At 42.5% G+C, this 21,494-nt stretch carries 19 protein-coding genes and 1 rRNA gene; 12 read left to right on the top strand and 8 right to left on the bottom strand.

Going from position 1 to position 21,494, the window contains the following annotated elements; genetic code table 11:
• The first annotated feature begins 67 nt into the window (after positions 1–67).
• From rrf to E0H94_RS08435, 3 genes are all read left to right on the top strand, one after another.
• A 5S ribosomal RNA gene (gene rrf, locus E0H94_RS08445) occupies positions 68–182 on the top strand.
• A gap of 155 nt (positions 183–337) precedes the next feature.
• Positions 338–667, top strand: coding sequence for a cupin domain-containing protein (locus E0H94_RS08440; RefSeq protein WP_264757553.1), 330 nt, complete (start codon positions 338–340; stop codon positions 665–667).
• Positions 668–802: 135 nt separating this feature from the next.
• Positions 803–1,114, top strand: coding sequence for an ankyrin repeat domain-containing protein (locus E0H94_RS08435; protein ID WP_131325988.1), 312 nt, complete (start codon positions 803–805; stop codon positions 1,112–1,114).
• Positions 1,115–1,171: 57 nt separating this feature from the next.
• Here the strand turns inward: E0H94_RS08435 and E0H94_RS08430 are convergent, their stop codons facing one another.
• Entirely contained in the window at positions 1,172–1,663 is a 492-nt protein-coding gene (locus E0H94_RS08430; RefSeq protein ID WP_131325995.1) for a lytic transglycosylase domain-containing protein, read from the bottom strand.
• 445 nt (positions 1,664–2,108) lie between these two features.
• Here E0H94_RS08430 and E0H94_RS08425 point away from each other — a divergent pair, with 445 nt between their 5' ends.
• Positions 2,109–2,630 (top strand): GNAT family N-acetyltransferase, encoded by a 522-nt coding sequence (locus E0H94_RS08425; RefSeq protein ID WP_131325987.1) that lies wholly within the window; start codon positions 2,109–2,111, stop codon positions 2,628–2,630.
• 66 nt (positions 2,631–2,696) lie between these two features.
• Here the strand turns inward: E0H94_RS08425 and E0H94_RS08420 are convergent, their stop codons facing one another.
• Positions 2,697–3,392, bottom strand: a complete 696-nt coding sequence (locus E0H94_RS08420; protein WP_131325986.1) for a TIGR04219 family outer membrane beta-barrel protein — start codon at positions 3,390–3,392, stop codon at positions 2,697–2,699.
• Between the two features lie 773 nt (positions 3,393–4,165).
• Here E0H94_RS08420 and E0H94_RS08415 point away from each other — a divergent pair.
• The 3 genes from E0H94_RS08415 (at position 4,166) to zupT (ending at position 6,695) form a co-directional block, all read left to right on the top strand.
• Positions 4,166–5,644, top strand: coding sequence for a sodium-dependent transporter (locus E0H94_RS08415; RefSeq protein ID WP_131325985.1), 1,479 nt, complete (start codon positions 4,166–4,168; stop codon positions 5,642–5,644).
• Positions 5,645–5,654: 10 nt separating this feature from the next.
• Positions 5,655–5,798, top strand: a complete 144-nt coding sequence (locus E0H94_RS08410; RefSeq protein WP_131325984.1) for a methionine/alanine import family NSS transporter small subunit — start codon at positions 5,655–5,657, stop codon at positions 5,796–5,798.
• Positions 5,799–5,885: 87 nt separating this feature from the next.
• Positions 5,886–6,695 carry a zinc transporter ZupT gene (gene zupT / locus E0H94_RS08405; RefSeq protein ID WP_131325983.1) on the top strand — a complete coding sequence of 270 codons (810 nt, stop codon included), beginning with the start codon at positions 5,886–5,888 and terminating at the stop codon, positions 6,693–6,695.
• 44 nt (positions 6,696–6,739) lie between these two features.
• On the opposite strand, the gene rsmB is transcribed toward zupT, so the two are convergent.
• Both rsmB and fmt read right to left on the bottom strand, forming a co-directional pair.
• Entirely contained in the window at positions 6,740–8,047 is a 1,308-nt protein-coding gene (gene rsmB, locus E0H94_RS08400; protein WP_131325982.1) for a 16S rRNA (cytosine(967)-C(5))-methyltransferase RsmB, read from the bottom strand.
• A complete protein-coding gene (gene fmt / locus E0H94_RS08395) occupies positions 8,047–9,006 on the bottom strand; it encodes a methionyl-tRNA formyltransferase (RefSeq protein WP_131325981.1) in 960 nt (319 codons plus the stop codon). The genes rsmB and fmt overlap by 1 nt, the downstream gene beginning before the upstream one ends.
• Positions 9,007–9,427: 421 nt before the next feature.
• On the opposite strand from fmt, the gene ilvD (E0H94_RS08390) reads away from it, so the two are divergent.
• The 5 genes from ilvD (E0H94_RS08390) to E0H94_RS08370 all read left to right on the top strand — a co-directional run bounded on the left by ilvD (E0H94_RS08390) (position 9,428) and on the right by E0H94_RS08370 (position 16,342).
• Positions 9,428–11,257 (top strand): dihydroxy-acid dehydratase, encoded by a 1,830-nt coding sequence (gene ilvD, locus E0H94_RS08390; protein ID WP_131325980.1) that lies wholly within the window; start codon positions 9,428–9,430, stop codon positions 11,255–11,257.
• A gap of 368 nt (positions 11,258–11,625) precedes the next feature.
• Positions 11,626–13,311, top strand: coding sequence for a dihydroxy-acid dehydratase (gene ilvD / locus E0H94_RS08385; protein ID WP_131325979.1), 1,686 nt, complete (start codon positions 11,626–11,628; stop codon positions 13,309–13,311).
• Positions 13,312–13,460: 149 nt separating this feature from the next.
• Entirely contained in the window at positions 13,461–14,804 is a 1,344-nt protein-coding gene (locus E0H94_RS08380; protein ID WP_131325978.1) for a hypothetical protein, read from the top strand.
• Positions 14,785–15,072, top strand: coding sequence for a chorismate mutase (locus E0H94_RS08375; RefSeq protein ID WP_131325977.1), 288 nt, complete (start codon positions 14,785–14,787; stop codon positions 15,070–15,072). The genes E0H94_RS08380 and E0H94_RS08375 overlap by 20 nt, the downstream gene beginning before the upstream one ends.
• A 121-nt stretch (positions 15,073–15,193) precedes the next feature.
• Positions 15,194–16,342 carry a DUF1624 domain-containing protein gene (locus E0H94_RS08370; RefSeq protein ID WP_131325976.1) on the top strand — a complete coding sequence of 383 codons (1,149 nt, stop codon included), beginning with the start codon at positions 15,194–15,196 and terminating at the stop codon, positions 16,340–16,342.
• A 66-nt stretch (positions 16,343–16,408) separates the two neighbouring features.
• Here E0H94_RS08370 and E0H94_RS08365 read toward each other — a convergent pair whose 3' ends face one another.
• The 4 genes from E0H94_RS08365 to ribF form a co-directional block, all read right to left on the bottom strand.
• On the bottom strand, positions 16,409–16,891 hold the full coding sequence (locus tag E0H94_RS08365; protein ID WP_131325975.1) for an FKBP-type peptidyl-prolyl cis-trans isomerase: 483 nt from the start codon (positions 16,889–16,891) through the stop codon (positions 16,409–16,411).
• Positions 16,884–17,426 carry a signal peptidase II gene (lspA, locus tag E0H94_RS08360; protein ID WP_131325974.1) on the bottom strand — a complete coding sequence of 181 codons (543 nt, stop codon included), beginning with the start codon at positions 17,424–17,426 and terminating at the stop codon, positions 16,884–16,886. Before lspA ends, E0H94_RS08365 begins: the two co-directional genes overlap by 8 nt.
• Positions 17,419–20,265: an isoleucine--tRNA ligase gene (gene ileS, locus E0H94_RS08355; protein ID WP_131325973.1), complete on the bottom strand. Its 2,847-nt coding sequence runs from the start codon at positions 20,263–20,265 to the stop codon at positions 17,419–17,421. The genes lspA and ileS overlap by 8 nt, the downstream gene beginning before the upstream one ends.
• Positions 20,266–20,329: 64 nt before the next feature.
• Positions 20,330–21,331 carry a riboflavin biosynthesis protein RibF gene (ribF, locus tag E0H94_RS08350; RefSeq protein ID WP_131325972.1) on the bottom strand — a complete coding sequence of 334 codons (1,002 nt, stop codon included), beginning with the start codon at positions 21,329–21,331 and terminating at the stop codon, positions 20,330–20,332.
• Between the last annotated feature and the right edge of the window lie 163 nt (positions 21,332–21,494).

Raw genomic sequence — 21,494 nt, 5'->3', positions numbered from 1 at the left:
CATTTGATGAAAGTTAGGCATACACCCTGTGTAAATAAGACCATAACGAATAGTCATAAACAGTTGTGCTGGCGACAATAGCAAGAGTGAACCACCTGATCCCTTCCCGAACTCAGAAGTGAAACCTCTTAGCGCTGATGGTAGTGTGGGGTTACCCATGTGAGAGTAAGTCATCGCCAGCTCATTAATTCAAACACCCCCTAACCAACGTTAGGGGGTGTTTTTTATTGGAAATTAAAAAGAATAGACGAAAATTATTATTAGTTATTTGAGGCTAACTTTAGAAGACATTAAATAACTGTTAATGTAGATTGAATACATGAGATGAGGTGAATTTATGGGTATGTATTCGGTCAATATATTCGATTCACTGCCGAAAGATCTAAGTCTAGAAGTATTTGAGGACATTATTCATGCTTCAACAATAAGGATAGAGTGTATTATTTCTAAAGGGCATAGCTCTCCTGATACAGGTTGGTATGATCAGGATGAGAGTGAATGGATCATGCTTGTTGAAGGAAATGCAACTTTAGAGTTTGAGAGCGGTTCAACATGTGAATTATCTGCGGGCGATTACATGAATATTCCTGCACATGTCAAACACAAGGTAGTTTGGACTGATCCCAATCAAATTACTATCTGGCTTGCGGTGTTTTACACGTCCTAAGTCATTACATGGCAAACTATTTTATTGGCTATTGTTAAACTCAATCGTTCGATTTTTATTAAATTGATATGGCTGTATTAAAAAAATTAAGCTTTAATTGTAGTTTGAACGTTAAAACAAAAAAGGGTATATCCGATGAAACTCAATTCTTTTACCCCTATTCCTGAAGATGATGAAGAACTGCATCTTCCAGAACTTGTTTACTGGTCATCCTTAGGTGATGTGGAGCAAGTCGAGCAGTTGTTATTGGCTGGAGCTGATCCGAATCAAACAGATGAAGAGGGCTATAGTGCACTACAAGCTGCGGCGGAAAATGACCATTTAGATGTGGTCAAATTGCTGGTCAGTAAGGGAGCAAGAATTGATTATCGCTCAGAATATACTGCACTTGAATTAGCTGAAATGTCTGAAAATAAAGACATTATTGCATATTTAAAAAGTTTATAAATATAACGTGATAAAAGGCCCATCTTAGGCTGGGCTTTTTAATTCCAAAAGCAAAGCTTAGAGGGAACCTTTAAGTTTTTCTTCATGCTGCTTCACTTGCTGGGCATATTTTTTGCCTTGGTGGCGCATTTTCCAGCTCGACTCATAGCCTGTAGGCCCAACATTGTAATAGGCAAGGGCTTTTTTCCAACTCCCTGTAGATTGATTATATTTGGCTAAAATATAGGTGCCACAATTGATATTATTGGCTTCTTCGAATAAATCGCCTGGGCAAGTTTGTTGCCAATACATCGGCATGATTTGAGTTAAGCCAATAGCACCCGCGGGTGAAACCGCATAGTTGCGATAACTTGACTCTTGTCGAATCATGGCTGCAATCAGTACAGGGTCGACCTGATGAAGTTCTGCACTTTGCACAATCATCGGTGCAATGCGGTTTGCTGTGGTTGAGTCAACAGTATATGCCTTTTGAATGCCAGTAGACAGTTTTGCTGCACGTTTTTCTAAAGAGCCACCGCCTAAACCTGAACAGCCTGTGATCATGAACATACTTAATGCAATAATGCCGAATTTAATTCGGGTTGATTGTTTCAATGTGGGTAGAGGATTCAGCGACGGTAAGTGCAACAAAATAAAATTCCTGATGTGATTGAAATATTTAGGATGTTAGGTAGTGCAATATAGTGAGTCAATATGAGTTGTTTTAAGGAATAGAAGTATTATGTAATGTTGGCCTGATTTCGTTTATTCTGACTGCTTCTGCTTGTATAAAAAGAAAAGCCCCATCATCTTGACAAGGTTTTTCTGTATGAGGTCTTATGTAATCAACTCCTGTCAATTACGATGTTTCCTACGATTTTTGTTCTTATTTATAGAGACTTCCTGTCTCTATATGCCTTTATATTAATATGAGATCTCAGGTAAATATAGGAGTAAATTACGCTGATTGTTGTAAGTTGAAGCCTACATAACAGAATTTTTAAAGAGGGATCTTATGCAAAATAAAAAGTCTGTATGGTCTATTCGAACTGAGCAGCCTCAAGATATTGACGGTATAGAAGACGTGACGATGAGGGCGTTCAAATCGGCAGTTTATAGTGATCATCATGAGCAATTTATCGTACATGCATTACGCCAGTCAGGACAACTCAGTATTTCTCTAGTTGCCGAACTTGATGGAAAATTGATTGGGCATGTTGCAATTTCTCCTGTACAAATTTCATCAGGTACAGAAGGTTGGTATGGTTTAGGCCCAGTTTCAGTCTTACCAGTATTTCAGCGGCAAGGTGTTGGCACTGATTTAATTGAAACCGCATTGATCCAGTTAAAAGCACAGCATGCACAAGGGTGTGTGGTGTTGGGAGAGCCTGATTATTATGCACGGTTTGGCTTTCGAGTCCTGAGTCAATTGGTACTGGAAGGGGTCCCCGCTAAGTATTTTCAAGTACTGGCATTTGAAAATGAAGTTCCACAAGGCAAGGTTCAATATCATGCCAGTTTTAATGCAACGTCTTAACTGGACGGACTAAAAATAAAAAAAGCTGAATGGTTACATTCAGCTTTCTGATTGGTACTTCAGGAATTAGAAATGTGCATCTAAACCAATATAAGGACCTTTGAATTCAAGTTTAATGTCATTACGGTTATAGTCATCTAAATCAACTGTAAAAATACGATAACCTGCTTTTACACCAACATCGACGAGCATGTTGTCGATAAAGTTGTATTGAATTTCTGCCAAAGCATCCGTCAACTGAACATCGTTAAAGTTACTGTAGGTTAGTTCTGCTTTCGCACTTAAACCTGTAAATGGCAATTTACCGCCGACCGTACCATAAATAATTGGATAGGTTTCATCAATATTGGTACGTTGGCCTGCAAAATTGGTGATATCCCCATTCAGAGTGGTCGCACCTGCACCAATATCAAGATCCACTACATTGTCTAAAATTTCGTAATAGAGAATGAAGTCAGCATGATCAAGGTTAACTGCATAATTGGGTTGTCCAGCAACGCTGCTCTCTGTTTGAGAGTCTAAATTGACATAGCGAATTTTGGCATTAGGAATAATTGGAACTGGATGCTCTAAAGCGACAGAAAATTGGACTGCCCCATCATTGTCCAGTTTTTCCTTTGAAAATGGGGCTGTGTTGTTCATTTCGGCATGGCCGTTATATGCCCAATAACTGATATCGCCTTTGAGTGCGACTAAATCTGCTTGAGCTAAACCACTCAAACCTACGCCTAATGCCACTAATCCTGCCTGTGCTACTCTCATGCTTTTATCCTAATTGTGTTGTGTGTTTGCGTTAAAAAAGGGTTAAAACAAGCGTTATTCAGTTGTATTTTAGAGCATGATATAGCGATGCGAAAAAAGAAACAGTAGTCAAAGTACTTTTTTACATCAAAGTACTGATAGATGGTGAGTCTTCTGGAGGTAGATTTCTGATTTAAGTATAAAAATTATTGTGAGTTATAAGCATCTTTTTGATTTTGAATCTTGATCTGGTTTGACTGGGCTAGATGCTTATGAGCGGTGCTGTATAAATTTGAATAGAATCAGGTATTCAGTTGTAAAGTTGCGGTTTATTCTATGATTGTGACGCGCTATATCCTGATATAGTGGTGAAAGGAATGTTTTTGGATAAAATATAAGCGAATAATGATGAGTAAATTAAGGGAATTTTCCAGTATTTTAAAAATCTTGCATTTTTGGCTTTGTTAATCTATTTTAAAAAATATCACAAAAAAAGAGTTATATTCTGATCAATTGATTAAAAATAGAATACAAAAGGATGAACTTTCATCCAGAAATTACAGCAAAAAAAAACAAAAGTGAGTATTGTTCAATTATTAAGAGGTGAAAATAATCCAAAAGACTTTAACCAAGATTTTGTGTGCATTTCATCTGTTTGCAATTTAGAACGAGATACCCAAAAGGTGGAAGCTAAATCAAACAACAAAAAGATTTTTGAATAGTACTTTTTTGCTAGCCATATTAATCCATATAACAAGCAGCAATAAAAGTTACCCAAGATTTAGGTGTGTTTCATGGCAGATTCTCGTGAAAACTGGACGTCACGATCTGGTTTTATTATTGCAGCCGTTGGTTCGGCTGTTGGTTTAGGTAATATTTGGCGTTTCCCCTACGTTGCTTATGAGAATGGTGGCGGTGCGTTCCTTATTCCTTATTTACTTGCATTAATTACAGCAGGTTTACCTCTATTATTTTTAGACTATGCTGTCGGGCATCGTAGCAATAACTCCCCTCCCAAAGCGTATCGTGCTTTATTTAAAGGGGGTGAAACGCTGGGTTGGTGGCAAGTTTGTGTCTGTATCATTATTGGCTTGTACTATGCCAGCGTACTGACTTGGGCAGGAAGTTATGTTTACTTCTCGGTTGGCCAAGCCTGGGGCAATGATCCAGAGAGCTTCTTCTTCAATACCTATTTACAAACATCTAAGGCCACAGGTTTAGATTTACAGTTTGTTAACCATTTGTTTTGGCCCATTGTCGGTATTTGGGCGCTTACCCTGATTATCTTATTTGGTGGTGTGAAGAAAGGGGTTGAACTGTCGAACAAAATCTTTATGCCTTTGTTGTTCGTATTGTTCACTTTCTTGGTGATTCAAGCTTTACGTTTACCTGGTGCAGCTCAAGGTTTAAATGCATTCTTTACCCCGAACTGGTCCGCAATGATGGACTATAAGGTGTGGTTAGCAGCATACGGTCATACCTTCTTCTCACTTTCAGTGGGTTTCGGGATTATGGTGACTTATTCATCTTATTTAAAACCAAAAACCAATTTAACAGGCTCGGGCTTAATTGTTGGCTTTGCCAATGCTTCAACTGAAATCTTGGCGGGTATTGGTATTTTTGCTGCATTGGGCTTTATGGCACATGCTGCGGGTACAGACGTTAAAGATGTTGTGAGTGGTGGTATTGGTCTGGCATTCATTGCCTTCCCGAAAATTATTTCGAGCTTGGGTGCGGGTGCAGATTTATTTGGTCTTTTATTTTTCTCCTCGCTATTTGTAGCAGGTATTTCTTCTATGGTGAGTATTTTGGAAGTTCCAATTGCAGCCATGCAAGACAAATTAAAATGGAGCCGTCCAAAAGCTGTATCGATTATTGGTGGTGGTAGCGCGTTAGTTTCGATCTTTTTATTCTCTAGCGTAAATGCGATTAAGTTGGTAGATATCATTGACCACTTTATCAACAACATCGGGATTATCGGTGGTGCTTTAATATCAATTATCAGTATTGCATGGTTCAAGCGTTCTGCGCTGATTGAGCTCCGTGATCATGTGAACCGCATTTCAACCATTCAGTTGGGCAAGGGCTGGGACTTTACTTTAACAGTCATTACGTCTTTCATCTTGTTAACGACTTTGACCATGACTATTTTTAACCTTGTTCAAAATGGTTATGATACTTATAGTATGAGCTTACAAGGCGTATTTGGATGGGGCAGCGTGATTTTCTGTGCTGTTGTGGCAATTGTGCTCAGCAAAATGAAAGATCGCTAGGAGAAGCAGAATGAATACTTCAGCTATCATAATGATGATTATTTCTATGGTGTTTCTTTGGGGCGGATTGATTTTGTCGATTCTGCATTTAATGAAACATCCAGAAGATTTAGATGATGTACTTGAAGAAGTAAAAGATCAGCACACGTTGTAAATAATTTGTTTCAGTAAATACTAAGTATATGCAAATGAAAGCCATTATCATTTAAGATAATGGCTTTCTTATTTAGAGCATCACTTTATGGACACCTTATTACCACATCAAGTGTGGGTTGCATTTGGCGTGACCTTGCTTGCAGGACTGGCGACAGTGCTGGGTGGTGTTTTGGTGGTGTTCTTTAAGCAACCGAGTTATCGCTTACTTTCTTTTGGATTGGCATTTTCCGCAGGGGCGATGATTTATGTTTCTTTAACCGAAATTTTAAACAAATCCATTCATTCTTTTAGTCTGGCTTTTGATGATAAAACGGGCTATGCCCTCGGGACTTTGTCGTTATTGCTGGGCATAATTTTAGTCTTAATCCTTGACCATTGTATTCCCAATCCTCACGAAACTATTGAAAACCAAAGTGTGCAGGGGATTAATCAACAACAATTATTACGGACGGGATTGCTGACTTTATTCGCGATTACGGCACATAATTTTCCAGAAGGCTTAGCCACTTTTTTTGCGACGTTGGAAAGCCCGGCTCTTGGGGCACCGCTTGCAGTAGCCATTGGTATTCATAATATTCCTGAAGGTATTGCGATTGCTTTGCCTGTCTATATGGCAACGCGGAAAAAAAGTGCAGCATTAATTGCCAGTTTTGTGTCGGGGCTGGCCGAACCTTTGGGTGCGATGATTGGTTATTTTCTTTTGGCACCGTATTTAAGTTTTAGTGTGTATGGCATCGTCTTTGGCATTATTGGTGGGGTGATGGTGTATTTGGCACTCGATGAGCTACTGCCGACCGCCAAAAAATATGCACAAGGGCATGAAACCGTCTATGGCTTAGTCACAGGTATGGCCTGTTTGGCGCTGAGTCTGGTGATATTTAAGTATGTAAGTTAAGGTTGAAAAACAGAAACCAAAGTTTCTGTTTTCCTTAAAAAGTCTTAGGCCATTTTTTCGATTAAGCAATAATAAAAACCATCGCCACGCCCTATTTGTGGGAACAATTGGCGACCATGAATTTGCTCAATTCCCCAATCGGCATCAATTTTAATTTCTTTCGCATCTGTATGCCCAGCAAAGAAGTCAACCATTTGCTGTTCATTTTCGGCTTTCAAAATCGAGCAGGTGATGTACAGCAATGTGCCGCCAACTTTGAGTTGTTGCCACATATTTTCAAGGATTTGCTTTTGGAGTTGTACTGTTTTGGCAATATCGCCCGACTGACGCAGTAAACGAATATCAGGATGGCGACGAATTACCCCAATGGCTGAACAAGGTGCATCGAGGACGATACAATCCGCAAGTTCAGACGATGTCCATTTCACCGCATCGGCAGTGATAATTTCCACTGGCTCTTCGCTTAAAGCCAAACGTTCTAAGTTTTCAGCGACACGTTTTAAGCGTTTTTCATCTTGGTCGAGTGCGATCAGTTTTCTAGGCTGATATTTCTCTAAAATATGCGCTGTTTTGCCCCCAGGTGCTGCACAGGCATCAATCACGAATTTACCATTTAAGTCGGGTAATAATGTTGCACAGAGTTGTGCATGTTCATCTTGTACTGAAAAACCACCCGCTTCAAAACCCGGTAGGCTTGGGATATGCAGACTTTCATCGAGTACAATACCGACATTTGAAAGTTCACAGGCGTGTGCTTCAATGCCTTCATCTTCTAAAATTTCAAGATATTCGTCACGGCTGACCTGTAAGGTATTGACGCGCAAGGTTAGGGGGGCAACTTGTTTTAGTTCATAGCTGATTTCAGCCAGTTGATCCCCCCAGTCTTTTTTCAAACGTTTGGATAACCAGCTTGGCAAATTCGATGCTTGTTCTAAAACATCGTAGAACTGCTCTGTTTCACGGGTTGCACGGCGCAAAATGGCGTTGACCACACCGCTTAAGCTTTCCATACCCAATTGTTTTGCTGCATCTACCGTTTCAGAAATTGCCGCATGCGCTGCAACGCGGGTACACAGCAATTGGTATAAACCCACGTATAAACAGGTTTCAACCACTTGGTTTTCCAGTGGTTTAGACAACAAGGGTAAAGTCACTTGTTTCAGTGCGTGCCATTGGCGTAAACAGCCAAGAACTAACTCATGGTACAAGGCACGGTCTTTGTCAGACACAATCGCCATGTGTTGCTGAAGCACCGATGCCAGTGATTGACCATTTTGGACAGCCAATAACGTTTTAACAACCTGAGCACGTAAGTTTAGAGTCTTACCTGAGGCGTGGGGAGATTGTTTCATTATAAAATTTGTCCAATATTCAGTTTTTGGGTTTGTAAAATTTGTACGGCATTCAGTGGTTTACCACCCGGCCATTGTAAAGCAGTTAGCGTGATGACGGTATGATTGGCACAGGCAACATGTACACCATGTTTATCAATGGCAATAATTTCACCGACTTGGGCATTTTCCGCAGTTTCATGCGATAAGACGGAATTCCAGACTCTTAAGTTATTTTGCTCATCCAGTGCGATAAATGCCACGGGCCAAGGGTTAAAAGCACGGATATTACGGTCAATTTGTGCTGCCTCTAAAGACCAATCAATTTGCGCTTCAGCTTTGCTGAGTTTATGTGCATAGACTGTGAACGCTTCATCTTGTATTTCACGTTCGGCTAAATATTGCTGTAAGGTTTGTTCAGACTGCAACACGGCAACAATTGCTTTTGCCCCTTGTAGCGCCAGTTTGTCATGCAATGAGGCTGAGGTATCGGTTGCTTCAATCGGACAGTAAGTCTTGTACATCATGTCGCCCGTATCTAGGCCTGCCGCCATTTTCATAATGGTGACACCCGTTTCAGCATCTCCTGTGGCAATCGCACGTTGAATCGGTGCTGCACCACGCCAGCGTGGTAACAATGAACCATGAATATTCAGACAGCCGTATTTAGGCGTATCGAGTACCACTTGGGGCAAGATCAGACCATAAGCGGCAACCACCATCACATCGGCATTTAAATCTTTTAATTGTTGTTGTGCTGCTAAGCCTTCCTCCGTGGAAGATTTGAAGTGTAAAGGTTGATATACGGGTAAATCATGTTCCAATGCCAACTGTTTGACCGCTGAAGCCGTCAGTTTTTGACCACGACCCGCTTTGCGGTCGGGTTGGGTGTATACCGCAACAATTTCATGTTCTGTTTTCAGTAACGCTGCCAAAGCACATGCAGCAAATTCAGGTGTACCGGCAAAGATGATTTTCACACATCAAATTCCATAGAAACTTGCGTCTATTATATGTCAAAAGCAACGCCAAGCCGAATTTACAATATGCGCTGTAACAATCATGGGATTGGTTGAATATGCAATACAAAAAAAGGCAAGGGTATCGATATTTGAAAACTTTTAGTTATGAAAAATTAAAAAAATATTCATGAAAGTTTTATATTTAATTTCCTGTGCTCGGTTTATAGTAGCTCAGTAAAGTTTTCTTTGAGATCATTTGTCGAAATATAGCCTGTATGTCGTGATGCAGGAAAGAGAAAAGCTGGTTGTCTGTTAAACACATCGCTGTAGTATTATGATGTTGCCTATGTTTCGACTGATTCATGCTCAATGATCAGTCTTCTTTAGCCAGAATGAATCGCAGATTCATATCAAGCACAAACTTTGTTGGAAATACACAATGCCTGACTATCGTTCAAAAACATCAACACATGGAAGAAATATGGCTGGCGCACGTGGTTTATGGCGTGCAACAGGTATGAAAGATGAAGATTTTGGCAAGCCGATTATTGCGGTGGTCAACTCTTTTACTCAATTTGTTCCTGGTCATGTGCATCTTAAAGACTTAGGTCAACTTGTGGCACGTCAAATTGAAGCGTCAGGCGGTGTAGCAAAAGAATTTAATACCATTGCAGTCGATGATGGAATTGCGATGGGGCATGATGGCATGCTGTACTCATTGCCTTCACGTGACCTCATTGCAGACTCAGTGGAATACATGGTCAATGCGCATTGTGCTGATGCCATGGTGTGTATTTCGAACTGTGACAAAATTACCCCAGGTATGTTGATGGCGTCTATGCGCCTGAATATTCCTGTAGTTTTCGTTTCTGGTGGGCCAATGGAAGCGGGTAAAGTCAAAATCCGTGGCAATGAACACGCGATTGACCTTGTTGATGCCATGATTGTGGCAGCAGATGACAGCTTTACCGATGAAGAAGTGGCTGAATATGAACGTTCAGCTTGTCCAACGTGTGGTTCATGTTCAGGCATGTTTACTGCGAATTCAATGAACTGTTTAACCGAAGCTTTGGGTCTATCGCTTCCGGGCAATGGTTCAACCTTAGCGACACATGCGAATCGTAAAAAACTATTCGAGCGCGCAGGTCAATTGATCGTTGAAATTACCAAACGCCATTACGAACAAAACGATTACAGCTTGTTGCCACGTTCAATTGCTACCAAAGCAGCCTTTGAAAATGCCATGACGCTGGATATTTCAATGGGTGGTTCAACCAATACCGTTCTTCACTTGTTGGCAGCGGCGCATGAAGCTGAAGTTGACTTTACCATGACGGATATTGACCGTTTGTCACGTAAAGTGCCTGTTTTGTGTAAAGTTGCTCCTGCAAAACAAGACGTGCACATGGAAGATGTACACCGTGCAGGTGGCATCATGTCGATCTTGGGTGAATTAGACCGTGCAGGTTTATTGGACACGTCTGTACCGACTGTGCATGAAAAAACCTTAAAAGATGCTTTGGACAAATGGGACATTATCCGTACTGAAGATGAAGATGTTTATCAATTCTTCCGTTCAGCACCAGGTGGTGTACCGACGCAAACGGCATTTTCACAAGACCGTTACTACTCTCGTTTAGATGGTGACCGTGACAATGGCGTCATTCGTAATGCTGCACATGCTTTCTCTCAAGATGGTGGTTTGGCTGTCCTGTACGGCAACATCGCATTAGAAGGCTGTATTGTGAAAACCGCAGGTGTAGATGATTCCATCTTGAAATTCAATGGTACCGCACGTGTTTTTGAAAGCCAAGATGCGGCGGTAGAAGCGATTCTAGGTGGCAAAATCACGGCTGGCGATGTGGTGGTGATTCGTTACGAAGGTCCGCGTGGTGGTCCGGGGATGCAAGAAATGTTGTATCCAACCAGTTACTTAAAATCGAAAGGCCTTGGTAAAGACTGTGCTTTACTCACCGATGGGCGTTTCTCGGGCGGTTCATCAGGCCTGTCTATTGGTCACGTGTCGCCTGAAGCAGCTGAAGGTGGTGCGATTGGTTTGGTGGAAGATGGCGACCGTATCGAAATTGATATTCCAAACCGTAGCATTCACTTAGCCGTGGATGAAGCAACCATGGCTGCGCGCCGTGAAGTGCAAGAAGCTAAAGGCTGGCAACCTGCTGAACAGCGTCCACGTAAAGTCTCTAAAGCTTTAAAAGCCTATGCGATGCATACCACCAGTGCGTCTAAAGGTGCGGTACGTGAAATTTAATCGCTAGTCTTTGAATGATTAAAAAGAGCACTCCATTCGGGGTGCTTTTTTATTGATTAATGAAAATAGCACAGTCGCATTTTACAGTATGGTTTGTACTGTTATTAGGTCGACGAGGTTTTACTTTTGACGACACAAAAGTAACAAAATACCTTTGTTCCCCTGATATGGCGTCCCTGCCATACAGTGAAACAGCGACATCCATGTCGCTTCATCATGTAACCTGATTTGGGTAGAACAACAAATAAATGGGTTCATGTAATACCCAGCGAGTCGCTTTCATGTGTAGCCTGCTTTCTATACAATAAAAACAGAAAAAATTGCCAAGACCGTAGAGCAATACGCCGCCACCGCCAAGGACAAATACAATGAGTAAAGACAATATCCGCGAACATTCAGCCCCTGTTTATGAGGGCATTGAAAATGCGCCTGCACGTTCCATGATGCGTGCCACAGGCTTTAAAGATTCCGACTTTACCCGTCCCTTTGTCGGTATTGCGTCTACGTGGGCCAATGTCACGCCGTGTAATATGCACATCGATGGTTTGGCACGTGAGGCCGAAAAAGGGGTCAATCAAGCAGGTGGTAAAGGCATTATTTTTAATACCATCACCATTTCAGATGGCATTTCTAATGGCACCGAAGGCATGAAGTATTCATTGCTGAGCCGTGAAATTATTGCTGATTCGATAGAAGCCGTGGTGGGGTGTCAAGCCTATGATGGGGTGATTGCGATCGGTGGCTGTGACAAAAATATGCCGGGTTGCATTATGGGCTTAGCCCGTTTAAACCGTCCGGGTTTGTTTGTTTATGGCGGAACCATTAAGCCGGGCGCAGGGCATACCGATATGATTTCCGTCTTTGAAGCTGTGGGTCAGCATGCCAAAGGTGAAATCAGTGCCATTCAAGTTAAACAGATTGAAGAAGTGGCGCTGCCGGGGCCGGGTTCTTGTGGCGGTATGTATACTGCAAACTCGATGGCCTCTGCGATTGAAGCCTTGGGCATGAGTTTGCCGGGCTCCTCTGCGCAAGAAGCGGTTTCGGATGAGAAGCGGATCGACTGTCAAAAAGCCGGTGAAGCGGTGATGAATTTGCTGCGCTTAGACCTGAAGCCGCGCGATATTATGATCAAAGCCGCATTTGAAAACTCGATTAAAGTGCTGATTGCTTTGGGTGGTTCAACCAATGGGGTGCTGCACTTACTGGCGATGGCACATACCGCTGGGGTTGAACTGAGTTTGGATGATTTTGTCCGTATCGGGCAAGATATTCCCGTAGTGGCCGATGTACGTCCTTCAGGTCAATATCTGATGTCAGAGCTGATTGCGATTGGGGGCATTCAACCGCTGATGAAGCGGATGTTAGATGCTGGCATGCTGGATGGTTCATGCTTAACCGTGACAGGAAAAACTTTGGCGGAGAATTTAGCCGAGGTTGAAGACTACCCCGAAGGTCAACAGATTATCTTACCGTTTGATGCTCCGATTAAAAAAGACTCTCACTTGGTAGTGCTTAAAGGGAATCTGTCTCCAACAGGTGCTGTGGCTAAAATCACGGGTAAAGAAGGCCTGTACTTTGAAGGGCCTGCGCGTGTTTTTGAAGGTGAAATTGGCGCGATGCGTGGCATTTTAGATGGCGAAGTTCAAGCGGGCGAGGTGGTGGTGATTCGTGGCGAAGGACCTAAAGGTGGGCCGGGTATGCCAGAAATGCTGAAACCGACCTCAGCGATTATTGGTAAAGGACTAGGTAAATCTGTGGCACTCATCACCGATGGTCGTTTCTCTGGCGGCAGTCATGGCTTTGTGATTGGACATGTGACCCCAGAAGCTTATGAAGGGGGGCCAATTGGTTTGGTTCAAAACGGAGATCGTATCTCGATTAATGCCGAAACGCGGGAAATGACGTGGCATGTTTCTGAACAAGAAATCGCTGCACGGCACAACCGTTGGGTCAAGCCAAAACCAAATTATACCCACGGTGCACTGGCGAAGTTTGCTAAACTGACCACCGGAGCCGAAAAGGGCGCAGTGACTGATTTAAATTTAGAACTGTAAGCTATCGGGAAGGATTGAACATTTTGTCTTGAATTATGTTACGTTTTGCTCAAGACTTATTGTATTTTAAGACATTCTGTTCACCGTATTGGTCATTTTCTGCGGGTTCAAAACAACATTACCCGCTCTTTCTACATTAGAGGCAATTCATGTCACTGTTACGCCGTTGGTTCGATCCGATCCGATCGAGATGGTTTTATCAAAAGCCAACTCGTCAAGAGGTATTACCTACGGAGCATGGGCTCAATATTCATTTACGTTTAGACGATGTATATAGTTATTTAGCTGTGCAGCAGTTGCCACAATTAGAAGAAATTTTGAGTGACGAACTCAAACCACTCAAAGTGATTATTTCCAGTCGAATACCTGAGCCACCGAATCATATGTCGGCGCAAGAATGGCAACACTATTGTCTGAATGATGCGCAGATTCTCTCTAAACAACACCGATTCAGTTTCCACGAAACTCCTGAACAGCCACCACAAGAAGCCTTAGCACAGGCCGAAAAGATTCTTAGAAATACCCCGTTGCAAGGTCAGGACTTTCTGTATTTACTGGAAGATGTGTTTCACATGCTGTGGCAGAAGCAGTATGGCAAATTGCGAACTTTATATGCCATGGCGAGCAAGCATCATCAGGAACAGCACTTTCCTGAACGGATATTTAATGATGATGCTATTCTTGCCAGTTATTTTGAATTTTCTGACCGTAAGTATCATGCTGTCGATGATTTGCTGCGTTTAACCCGCCGTTTAAAACAACAAAAATTACTGACAGGTAATCCGATCTTCCTCATCAATCATATTGAATGGCGAGAGCATTTAATTAGTGATGCAGAAGAACTGAATGAGATTCAAGCACTTGATCCAGAATTAGATTTATATATTGCGCTAGAAGACCCAATTTCATGGCTGTTATTGGCCTATATTAAAGAGGAATTGGCAGATTATTATAATATTCAGTTAACCGTATACCCGCTTAGTTATCATGGGCGTGATTGGTTTGACTGGAGTTTGGCAACCCGTTTATCTAAACGAACTGAAGTGGCATTTACCCCATTTTGTCGTCCCACCAAAGAAGCCACTTATGCGATGGCACAATTGTATTATAGTGTGCCTGAAGCGCAGCGGATTGCGACTATGCACCGTATTTTGCAAGCGGTATGGACCCAAGGCAAAGATTTATCGTTTAAGGCACATTATCAAGAATTGCAACGTGAGTTAGAGCTAGAGTTGCAGGATGTGAAACAAGAGGATATTCAAGCCAAACTGAAAGAAAATGATGTATTGTGTGAAATGAAGTCACAACCTGATTTTCCAGTGCTTGAATTACGTCTTGATGGACAAAGTTATACTTTTAATAGCTTATATCGAGTCTGGATGATTGAAAGTATTTTCAGTAATGTGTTAGAAGAAAAATATAAAATTGAGAACGAAGCGGATTCCTCCAGCTTAACACCAGAAGATAGAACCAATGCAGAAAGAGAAATGTGAGTCGCTCGAGCAAGTTCGAGATAAAATTGATGTGATTGATCAGCAGTTGATTGAGCTAATTACCACCCGACAGTTTTATGTCGATCAAGCGGTACGTTTTAAACGGACTGAACATGAAGTGCAATCGCCAGAACGGGTAGAACAGGTGATTGCCAAAGTTCGAAAACAGGCGACAGAACAAGGTACCGATCCTGATTTGATTGAGCAGATTTATCGGGAAATGATTCAACACTTCATTCGTCGCGAACTCAAAGAAATTCGTCCATAAACCGTATTCTTATTTAGTCTATCTTAAAACCTTTGACCCACTGAGTTGGGTTTTGGAGGTTTCTTTTCGGTTCAAAAACGCATAGTATATGTAATATTATAACATACCTATTTATTTCATCATGTCTGCACTTTCCCAGCGCCTTCAAGCGATTGATGCACTTCGTGGTCTGGTCATTTTAATTATGATGGTCGATCATGTACGTGAAACCTTTTATTTACATCATCAAGTTCCCGACCCCATGCGTATTGAGGAAACGGAAGCCAGTTTGTTCTTCAGCCGAATTTTGGCGCATTTGTGTGCTCCTGTTTTTGTGGTTTTGACGGGATTATCGGCATATTTATATCAAGCCAAATACAACAGCTTGAGTATGACGCGAGAATTTCTGCTCAAACGCGGCTTATTTTTAGTCGCATTAGAATTGTTGGTGATCAATTTTGCTTGGACAGGGCAATTCCCACCGCAGGTGATTTATCTGCAAGTGATTTGGGCAATTGGCATCAGCATGATTGCTTTGGCGCTGCTGATAGGGCTTCCCCAGAAAATCTTATGGCTGACTGCTATTGTCATTATTTTCGGGCATAACCTGTTGGATCAAATTTCATTGCAACAGATGCCTGTTTTACAGCCGATCTGGCTGATTTTACATGAGCGTGGTTGGATTGAATGGGGTGATTTTCTCAAACTGCGAACGTCTTATCCTGTACTGCCTTGGATTGGGGTGATTTTGCTGGGGTATAGTATCGGTGCGCATGTATTTCAAGCGCAGATGACGCCAGAGCGAAGACGTCGGGATTTACTGGTATTTGGTTGTGGCAGTATCACCGTGTTTCTGATACTCCGTATGTTAAATTTTTATGGCGATAGCGCATGGTTACAGATGTCGACGCCACTGCAAACCTTGATGAGTTTTTTTAATCTGACCAAATATCCGCCTTCCTTATTGTTTATTTTATGGAATGTTGGGTGTGGCATGTTGCTACTTGTGGCGTTGGAAAGAGTGCAACAGCGGGCATGGGTACGCCCTCTAATCACTTTTGGGTCAGTGCCGATGTTCTTTTATATTGTGCATTTATATGTTTTAAAGCTGCTGTATCTGTTTGCTGAGGCCGTTTGGGGGCATAACCATGGTAACTACTTTGGTGTGGCTCAGGTATCCACGCTTTGGTGGATTACGATTATCCTGTGCATCGTACTTTATCCATTGATGCGGTGGTTTTCTAAGTTTAAGCATCAAAACAAGCAGATTGCGCTGTTAAAATATCTTTAGTTTTCTGTACAGCATAAAAAACCCTTCACAGTTGAAGGGTTTTTTTATGGTTATAAAAGCGAGGCTTTACATGAATTTCACGCCTTGCTGACCCGCAGGAGTCACTTTGAAGATTTCCACTTCAAAGGTAATATCTTTACCCGCCAATGGATGGTTAAAATCCACTTCAGTAATATCATCACCGACGGTCTTGACCACGCCGTAAAGGCTTTGTTTGGCTTTATCTTCAAACTCGATCATGTGTCCTTCAATAGGACGCTGTTCAAATTTGACGGTATCAAATTTTTGTACGTTTTCAGGGTTCCAAGGACCAAAAGCATCTTCAGGCGGAAGACTGACGGTACGACGGTCACCCGCACGTAAACCAAACAGGGCTTTTTCAAAACCTGGGAGTAAACTGCCATCGCCCATCACCAAGCTGACCGGTTCAGCGCGGCTACGAGTGTTGTCAATTTCTACACCATTTTCAATGGCAACGGAAAAATGAAGATCGACTTTTGAACCGTGTTCAATACGGGTTTCTTCATTTGGATTAATAATTTCATTCATGGTGTTGCGTATCCGCACGTTGAATTCGATGTTTTTCTAAGAAAAATGTATCTATAAGCAGCAGAATGGTGCCCAAGGTAATGGCACTGTCGGCAAGGTTAAATGCAGGGAAATGACTATTGTTGTAATAGACATGAATAAAATCGACCACATAACCCAAGGTCACGCGATCAATTAAATTGCCTACAGCACCGCCTAAAATCAGGGCAATTGCCATGGGTAAAATCGTGATGTGTTTTGGCATGCGCATCAGCCAAAACACGAAAATCACTGAAACCAAGGCTGCAAGTGAGGTAAAGAAATAACGTTGCCAACCGCCTGCATCGGACAAGAAACTAAAGGCTGCGCCATAGTTATGTAACAAGGTCCAATTTAAAGAAGGCAGTACAGGTACCGGATCTGCATAATTCAGGTGCGTAGACGCAATCCATTTGGTCCATTGATCTAATACAATCGCCAAAATAGATAATCCTACCCACAGCAAATTGTGTGGGTAAAATTGAAACAGGCCCGTTTTCTGTTGTGGATTAGGCATATTTTCTCTCTTCGCCTTGACCAGTAGGAAGGTTAATAATACAACGTGCGCATAGCCCTGGATGTTCGTGATGTGTATTCACATCTGGTAGGACATGCCAGCAACGCGCACATTTTTCACCTTCCGCAGCAGAGACTTTCACGCGTAAACCCGCTAGATCGGCTTCCTGACCCTGAGTCGCATCAAAGGCATAGACCTGTACTTGCGAAGTAATCAGGACAAAGCGAAGTTCATCACCTAGGCGATCTAGTACTGCTTTCAACTCTTCATTTGCCCAAAGTTCGACTTTGGCAGAAAGATTCGAACCCACCAGTTTTTCGTTACGTGCAACTTCAATATGCTTGTTCACGGCAGATTTAATCGTGATCAAGGTTTGCCAGTCCGCTTCTGACAACAAGTTTGCAGTCGATGACATAGGAATGTCATACCATTCCGCAGTGAACACATATTTCTCAGTTTGTTCTGGAATCAGTGGCCATGCTTCTTGCGCAGTAAAGCTTAAGATTGGTGACATCCAACGTACAAAGGCTTGCACCAAATGATACAGCGCAGTTTGAGCCGAATGGCGCGCTTGCGAATCTGCTTTGGTGGTGTACTGACGGTCTTTGATGATGTCGAGGTAGAAACCACCCAAGTCGTTGATACAGAAGTTGGTCAAAGCATTCGCCACGATATGGAAGTTCATATCTTCATAGGCTTGTTGAATGGTTTTCTGTACGTCTGCTGCACGTTGTAAAATGTACTGATCCAGTGCGATCAATTGATCTACAGGCAGGGCATCCGTCGATGGTGTGAAACCATTTAAGTTTGCCAACAAGAAACGTAAGGTATTACGGATGCGACGATAGCCATCTGATGCACGGTTAAAGATTTCTTTACCTGCGGTCATTTCATAACGGTAATCGGCTGATGCAATCCAGAAACGTAAGCCGTCTGCACCCATGTCTTTAATGATGTCTTGTGGGGTGATGATGTTGCCCAAAGATTTTGACATCTTACGGCCTTTTTCATCCACCACGAAGCCATGGGTCAGTAAGCCTTTGTACGGTGCACGTTCATTAATGGCAATCGAGGTGAGCAATGAAGACTGGAACCAACCACGGTGTTGGTCTGAACCTTCAAGGTATAAATCGGCAGGATCGGTGAGTTCTTCGCGTTCACGCAGCACGGCATAGTGCGTTGTGCCTGAGTCGAACCACACGTCTAAAGTGTCACGCACACAATTGTATTGTTCCGCTTCATCCCCGATAAAGTCTTTCGCTTCACGGTTATACCAAGCATCAATCCCTTCTTGCTCGATCAGTTTTGCAACTTCTTCGATCAACTCTGTTGTACGCGGATGGAGCGCGTTGGTGTCTTTATGCACGAAGAATGGGATTGGCACACCCCAAGTACGTTGACGTGAGATACACCAGTCAGGACGACCTTCGATCATGGCTTGAATACGGTTTTTACCCCAATCCGGCACAAAGCTGATCTCGTTTTCAATAGCATTTAAAGCATTTTGACGTAGACCTTGTGCATCCATGCTGATAAACCACTGTGGCGTGGCACGGAAGATAATCGGCGTTTTGTGGCGCCAGCAGTGTGGGTAGCTGTGCTTGATTGGTTTATGCGCCCACAATTTGCCAGCTTCGCTTAAAGCGGCAATGATTTGTGGGTTGGCTTTATAAATATGTTCGCCCGCAAAAATTGGAGAAGTTGGTAGGTAGACACCGTTGCCGCCAACTGGATTGTCAACTTTTAAGTTGTACTGTAAGCCAACTTTATAGTCGTCCACACCATGACCTGGGGCAGTGTGGACTGCGCCTGTACCGCTATCGGCAGTCACGTGTTCACCCAAAATCACAGGCACTTGGCGCTCTGCGATGAGTGGGTGTTGCAAGCGGACATGCTCAAGTTTGTTGCCTGTGAATTCAGCCAACACTTCAACACTGTTAAAGCCATAACGTTCAGTGGCAGATTCAACTAAGTTTTTCGCCAAGATAAAGTTTTGCTCTGCTTTTTCTTCACCGCGGGCTTTGACCAATTGGTACTCAAGTTCAGCATGTAAAGCAACGGCTTGGTTGGCAGGTAAAGTCCAAGGTGTGGTGGTCCAGATCACAATGTCTGTACGATCAGCAACGTCTACACCTAAACGGGCAGAAAGATCCGCCAAATCAACGACAGTAAAACCCACATCAATCGCATCTGATTTTTTGTCTTCGTATTCCACTTCGGCTTCAGCCAAAGCTGAACCACAGTCCAAACACCAGTTGACAGGTTTTAAGCCCGGTTCAATATGACCTGCTTTTGCAATTGCGCCAAGCGAACGAACGATGTCCGCTTCCTGCTTGAAGTTCATGGTCAAGTAAGGATTGTCCCAATCCCCAAATACACCCATACGCACAAAGTCTTTCTTTTGCAGTTCAACTTGGGTGTAGGCATATTCACGGCAGGCTTTACGGAAAGTTGAAGCATCGACTTTTACGCCCACTTTACCGACTTTTTCTTCCACTTTTAGTTCAATCGGTAGACCATGACAGTCCCAACCTGGTACGTAAGGCGCATCAAAACCATCCATGATGCGGCTTTTGATAATGATGTCTTTTAGGACTTTATTCACCGCGTGACCTAAATGGATTTGACCATTGGCATATGGAGGGCCGTCATGCAGGACATACTTTTTCTTGCCAATACGCGACGCACGAATCTGCTGATAAATGTTGTCGGCATACCACTCTTCTAACCATTTTGCTTCACGTACTGCAAGATTTGCTTTCATTGCAAATTCAGTACCTGGGAGGTTGAGTGTGGCTTTATAATCCACTGCATTTTCAGGAGTTTGCTTATCGCTCATGCAAGATATCTTCCAATTTTATCAGGGTTTAGACTGACGCGTTTTACATAAAATTTTTCGGTGTTTAAAAGGGAAAAGTTGGGTTGTTATGGCGAAACTCAAGTAGTTTCTCCACATCATCATCAATTCCCGCTTTCAGTGCTTCCAGCGAAGGGTAGTTCTTTTCACCATGTAAGTAGTTCAAGAAAGTGACCCGCATTAACAAGCCATACAGATTAGCAGAAACATTGGGGAAATGTACTTCTAATCGCCATTCTGGATGCGCTTGTTTGATGGCAGGTCGGGTGCCGACATGCCCCGCACCAAACAAAGCCGTTGCCTGATAACCCAGAACTCCTTTTTGTTCGGGATTCTCGTGCACAACTTTGTCTTGTAAAGATGTAGTTTCACAAATTACATCGACGCCGTATATGCCGTTTAAACAGGGTTTATGACGGTTAAGGCGTACATTAATCGTTGGAAAATCGAGGGTTCGTCCAATTTGGTCGCCATATTGCACCCGACCTGTGATGCTATAAGGTCGTCCTAATAATTGTGCCGCGAGTGCTAAATTACCTTCTGCGAGGGTTTGACGAATACGGGTTGAACTGACACGTTCACCTTCAAGTGCAATGGTTTGTAAATTATGAACATCAAAACCATAATTTTTCAGGAATTCACTATTGCCTTGGCGGTTTTTACCAAAGTGAAAGTCATCGCCCAAGATCAGGCTTTGCGCATTCAGTTGGTCTTTTAAAATACTGGCAAATGCTTCTGCGCTTAAGCTACGGAACGTATTGTCGAACTTGGCCACGGCAATATAGTCCACGCCCAATTCCGTTAAATATTCGACTTTTTCGCGAAGTGAACTGATGCGCGGCGGAGCCTCATAACCTTGAAAAAATTCTAAAGGCTGTGGCTCAAAAATCATGACTAAAGATTTGAGTTGTTGTTGTGCAGCAACCTGTTTCAGTTGCTGAATCATCGCTTGATGTCCCAAATGGACGCCGTCAAAATTACCAATGGTCACAGCGGTTAGAGGTAATTGAAAGTCTGGCGCTAAAGCATTCAGGCGGAGCAGCTTCATGGGCTAATCAATAAATGAAAAATAATCAGGCTTATATATTGCCATATTCTTGCGCATTCGTCTTGTTGTTGTGTTTTTACCCAGAAAAATTTATTGATCTATTATCCTTATATCATAAAAATTGATTTTAAAAATAAATAATAATCAATTTTTCTTATTTATG

This window comes from Acinetobacter sp. ANC 4173 (genome assembly GCF_004331255.1).
Lineage (GTDB): Bacteria > Pseudomonadota > Gammaproteobacteria > Pseudomonadales > Moraxellaceae > Acinetobacter.
The sequence above is the reverse complement of the archived record's forward strand: the minus strand, read 5'-3'. Positions and strand labels throughout refer to the sequence as shown.

Excerpts from the sequence above, each read along its gene's own strand:
- ilvD (WP_131325980.1), top strand. The coding sequence starts at position 9,428 with ATGCCTGACTATCGTTCAAAAACATCAACACATGGAAGAAATATGGCT.
- E0H94_RS08415 (WP_131325985.1), top strand. The coding sequence starts at position 4,166 with ATGGCAGATTCTCGTGAAAACTGGACGTCACGATCTGGTTTTATTATT.
- ribF (WP_131325972.1), bottom strand. The coding sequence starts at position 21,331 with ATGAAGCTGCTCCGCCTGAATGCTTTAGCGCCAGACTTTCAATTACCT.
- E0H94_RS08430 (WP_131325995.1), bottom strand. The coding sequence starts at position 1,663 with ATGTTCATGATCACAGGCTGTTCAGGTTTAGGCGGTGGCTCTTTAGAA.
- E0H94_RS08410 (WP_131325984.1), top strand. The coding sequence starts at position 5,655 with ATGAATACTTCAGCTATCATAATGATGATTATTTCTATGGTGTTTCTT.
- E0H94_RS08425 (WP_131325987.1), top strand. The coding sequence starts at position 2,109 with ATGCAAAATAAAAAGTCTGTATGGTCTATTCGAACTGAGCAGCCTCAA.
- ileS (WP_131325973.1), bottom strand. The coding sequence starts at position 20,265 with ATGAGCGATAAGCAAACTCCTGAAAATGCAGTGGATTATAAAGCCACA.
- E0H94_RS08380 (WP_131325978.1), top strand. The coding sequence starts at position 13,461 with ATGTCACTGTTACGCCGTTGGTTCGATCCGATCCGATCGAGATGGTTT.
- zupT (WP_131325983.1), top strand. The coding sequence starts at position 5,886 with ATGGACACCTTATTACCACATCAAGTGTGGGTTGCATTTGGCGTGACC.
- E0H94_RS08440 (WP_264757553.1), top strand. The coding sequence starts at position 338 with ATGGGTATGTATTCGGTCAATATATTCGATTCACTGCCGAAAGATCTA.
- E0H94_RS08435 (WP_131325988.1), top strand. The coding sequence starts at position 803 with ATGAAACTCAATTCTTTTACCCCTATTCCTGAAGATGATGAAGAACTG.
- E0H94_RS08375 (WP_131325977.1), top strand. The coding sequence starts at position 14,785 with ATGCAGAAAGAGAAATGTGAGTCGCTCGAGCAAGTTCGAGATAAAATT.
- E0H94_RS08365 (WP_131325975.1), bottom strand. The coding sequence starts at position 16,891 with ATGAATGAAATTATTAATCCAAATGAAGAAACCCGTATTGAACACGGT.
- E0H94_RS08420 (WP_131325986.1), bottom strand. The coding sequence starts at position 3,392 with ATGAGAGTAGCACAGGCAGGATTAGTGGCATTAGGCGTAGGTTTGAGT.
- rsmB (WP_131325982.1), bottom strand. The coding sequence starts at position 8,047 with ATGAAACAATCTCCCCACGCCTCAGGTAAGACTCTAAACTTACGTGCT.
- ilvD (WP_131325979.1), top strand. The coding sequence starts at position 11,626 with ATGAGTAAAGACAATATCCGCGAACATTCAGCCCCTGTTTATGAGGGC.
- lspA (WP_131325974.1), bottom strand. The coding sequence starts at position 17,426 with ATGCCTAATCCACAACAGAAAACGGGCCTGTTTCAATTTTACCCACAC.
- E0H94_RS08370 (WP_131325976.1), top strand. The coding sequence starts at position 15,194 with ATGTCTGCACTTTCCCAGCGCCTTCAAGCGATTGATGCACTTCGTGGT.